Annotated in this window: 3 protein-coding genes; 2 read left to right on the top strand and 1 reads right to left on the bottom strand. The window is 35.9% G+C overall.

Going from position 1 to position 3,107, the window contains the following annotated elements; all coding sequences use genetic code 11:
* Positions 1-70: 70 nt before the first annotated feature.
* The gene (gene torR / locus Q1K78_RS17225) at positions 71-769 is read right to left on the bottom strand and encodes a two-component system response regulator TorR (protein WP_300181667.1); all 699 of its coding nucleotides are present in this window, start codon (positions 767-769) and stop codon (positions 71-73) included.
* Positions 770-1,005: 236 nt separating this feature from the next.
* Here torR and torD point away from each other — a divergent pair, with 236 nt between their 5' ends.
* Together torD and purR are read left to right on the top strand one after the other, a co-directional pair.
* Positions 1,006-1,653 (top strand): molecular chaperone TorD, encoded by a 648-nt coding sequence (gene torD / locus Q1K78_RS17220; RefSeq protein WP_300181665.1) that lies wholly within the window; start codon positions 1,006-1,008, stop codon positions 1,651-1,653.
* A gap of 294 nt (positions 1,654-1,947) precedes the next feature.
* Positions 1,948-2,955: an HTH-type transcriptional repressor PurR gene (gene purR / locus Q1K78_RS17215; protein ID WP_300181663.1), complete on the top strand. Its 1,008-nt coding sequence runs from the start codon at positions 1,948-1,950 to the stop codon at positions 2,953-2,955.
* The last annotated feature ends 152 nt before the right edge of the window (positions 2,956-3,107 follow it).

Genomic DNA, 3,107 nt, shown 5'->3' with positions numbered 1-3,107 from the left:
ATATTTAATAAAAAAGCCACTCAGACTGAGTGGCTTAAAATAGTAAACAAAAAAGTTTAATTAAGGAGAATTAGTCTCCAGCAAACATGTAACCTTCACCATGTACTGTTACAAAAATTTGTGGATTTTTAGGATCCACTTCCATTTTTGCTCGCATTCTACGAATAAGCACATCAATCGTTCTATCATTTGGGGCATCTACGCGATGGCTGATCATATTCAAAATACGCTCACGCGATAATACTGTATTTGGGTATGAAGAAAGCGCAACTAACAATTCATATTCTGCTTTTGTTAGTTTTACTGGCTCACCATTATTAGATAAAGCACGACGCTGAATATCAAATGTCCACTCGCCAAAACGAACTACATTTGACTCATCTAATTCAACAGGCTCATTCATTAATGACATGCGCCAAAATAAATTTTTAACTCGGACTAACAACTCACGCAGTTCAACAGGTTTAGTGACATAATCATCCGCCCCCATTTCAAGTCCTACGATTCGATCAATACTATCAGTTCGTCCTGTAACAAGTATAATACCAATATTAGATTGGCTACGCAGCTCGCGTGCCAATAATAAACCATCCTCTCCTGGTAGGTTTATATCAAGCATAATTAAATCAACTTTTTGTTCAGCCAAAATAGTTCGCATTTCTGCCCCTGTTTCAGCCTCGCTCACTTGATATCCCTCGGCTTCGAAATAGCCTACAAGTTTAGAGCGAGTTACCACTTCGTCTTCAACAACTAAAATGTGATAGCTCATAATTTTCTCTTTTTATGGTTTATTTGGATGATTCCTAACTTATTCTATTCATATTTCTTAATAATGCTAGTTTTCAATTAATATACTTGTAATTTGTTTGATTCAAAACAAATCTTAAGCAAAATTGAGCTTTAATCTTTAGCTATATCTTTATACACGCTGTTAATGATAGGTGCTATTCCTTTTCATACTTATCCAGTACAATTCTTAAATAATTTTTTTGGAGTAACCTATATATGAACGAACTGAATGCATTTAATGAACAACGCGCTGAAATCTACTGGTGGCTATCTAGCTTATTAACAAATGAACTAACAACAGAGCAATTAACACAATACAACAGCTTTGAGGTTCGTACTTTTCTATCAAACCTCGCTGAAACGCCAGAATTATCTGATGCTGTAAACGCATTAATTGAAAAGTTAAATCAACTCCAGAACCGAGAAGATGTTCAACTTGAGTTATCAGCCGATTTTTGTGAAGCTTTTTTAGGATCAGACAAAAGCAGTGCGCTTCCTTACGCTTCTTTATATCTTGATAAATCAGGTCTTCTAAATGGTAAACCTGCCCAAGAAATGCGTGAGTTACTTGAAAAGTATAACATAGCACAAAAAGCAGAGTTCAATGAACCAGCCGACCACATCGCCATCGAATTGGATTTTCTTGGTAACCTGATTGTGATGACAAATCAACAGTCAACAGAAGACGATTTTGAACATTATATGACCGCTCAACTTAGCTTTATTAATGAGCAACTGTTGTCTTGGACACCTCGTTTCAGCCAAATCTGTAAAGAACGAGATGAGTTCGGCTTTTATGCTGCTGTGACTCATTTCCTTGTGACCTTCTTACAATTAGATGTAAAATTCCTTACTGGTAAGTAAAGAAACACCTCACATTTGATTACATAAATTAACAACTTCGTGATGTAAATCAGATTACGACCAAAAATTATGAAATCAGTCATTGTTTTCCCTATGCTTTACATATAAAATGTGAGCGCAAACGATAAAATTTAAACATTAAATGAAAACCGCATTTTTAGCGGTTTTTTTTATTTATACCCTATCATTAGTACGATGATATGTAGGGCCTATTTATCTTCCATCAGTTAAATTAGAGCTACACCCATTTTGTTGGAACATAAATAGCCCCTTAATTACTATTTAAGGTTTTCTATGGCTACAATTAAAGACGTTGCAAAACTTGCCTTGGTCTCTACCACCACCGTATCTCACGTAATCAATAAAACTCGTTTTGTAGCAGAAGCGACACAAAAACGCGTGTGGGAAGCAGTTGATGAACTAAATTATGCGCCAAGTGCGGTCGCTCGTAGTTTAAAATGCAACACAACACGCACCATTGGTATGTTAGTTACCCAATCTTTTAACCCATTCTTTGCTGAAGTAATGCATGGTGTGGAAAACTACTGCTACAAGCAAGGCTACACTCTGTTCATGTGTAACACCGAAGGTGATTTAGACAAACAAAAACATTACCTTCGTATGCTTGCAGAAAAACGCGTTGATGGCCTATTAGTGATGTGTTCTGATTTAAACGAACAACTGCTCGCTCTACTTGAAAGAAATACTGAATTACCAATGGTAATTATGGACTGGGGCCCAGAGAGTCCCCATACCGATAAGATCATTGATAATTCAGAAAAAGGCGGCTACCTAGCAACCAAGCATTTGATAGAAAATGGTCACACAAAAATTGCTTGTATTACCGGTCAAGCAGAGAAATCAACCTGTAAAGAACGTGTTCACGGTTTTGAGCGAGCATTAACAGAAGCAAACCTGAGCACTAATCCTGAGTGGATCATTGAAGGTGATTTTGAATGTGCTTCTGCATCAAAAGCCATCGATAAACTATTAGCAATGAAAGAAATACCTACTGCTCTATTTTGTTTTAACGACATTATGGCATTAGCGGCTATTAGTCGAATTAAACAAGCGGGATTAAAGGTTCCTGAAGATATTTCAGTGATTGGTTACGATAATATCGAACTATCAGCTTACTTTTCTCCACCGCTTACCACGGTTCATCAGCCTAAGCGACGAGTTGGAAAAACAGCGGTTGAAATTTTATTAGAACGTATCAAAGATAAACATCATGAACGTCGTATTTTTGAAATGCAACCAGAAGTCGTATCACGCAGTAGTGTCCTTAACCGCTTAAAATAATCAACTCTAAATTAACAATATTCACGTGGTGCTATTTTCTTTAAATAGCACCATTTTTTTGCTTAGTTACTTATGTAAAACTCAGCAATCAAAATATATTAATATGTAAGATTTTATAATAATCAATATTAAATTTATAATTTCAGAAGAAA

The sequence above is a fragment of the uncultured Aliivibrio sp. genome, assembly GCF_946479765.1.
In the GTDB taxonomy this organism is placed as follows: Bacteria; Pseudomonadota; Gammaproteobacteria; order Enterobacterales; family Vibrionaceae; genus Aliivibrio.
The sequence above is the reverse complement of the archived record's forward strand: the minus strand, read 5'-3'. Positions and strand labels throughout refer to the sequence as shown.